General features: G+C 44.2%; 1 protein-coding gene. It reads left to right on the top strand.

Annotated features, from left to right (window positions below):
• Nucleotides 1–85: 85 nt before the first annotated feature.
• Nucleotides 86–339, top strand: a 254-nt coding sequence (locus EOD29_RS30920; RefSeq protein WP_245475489.1) for a helix-turn-helix transcriptional regulator, incomplete at its 3' end; no start/stop codon positions are given.

Consider the following 339-nt stretch of genomic DNA (forward strand, 5'->3'; position numbering starts at 1 on the left):
TGGCCCTGCTGACAGCTTTAGGTTTATGCGTTTTGCCCAATCCTCAGACTGCGAATTGCTAAATAGAACGATCACCTACCTGCAAATGGCCGCGCTACAGTTTCATCTGAGGGTTGCGAAGCTCGGCACTCCGACTGAACCGGAGCAAATTCATAACCTCTCTCCGAGAGAAATAGAGTGCATTTATTGGGTGTCGAAAGGAAAATCGTCATGGGAAATAGGAACTATTTTAGGCAGATCACGAAATACGATAGATTTCCATTTAAAAAATGTAATGCGGAAGTTGGATGCGACCAGCAGAACGGTAGCTGTTGTAAAAGCTTTGAAACTTGGGATTAT

It is taken from the genome of Mesorhizobium sp. M1A.T.Ca.IN.004.03.1.1 (assembly GCF_003997555.1).
GTDB lineage: Bacteria > Pseudomonadota > Alphaproteobacteria > Rhizobiales > Rhizobiaceae > Mesorhizobium.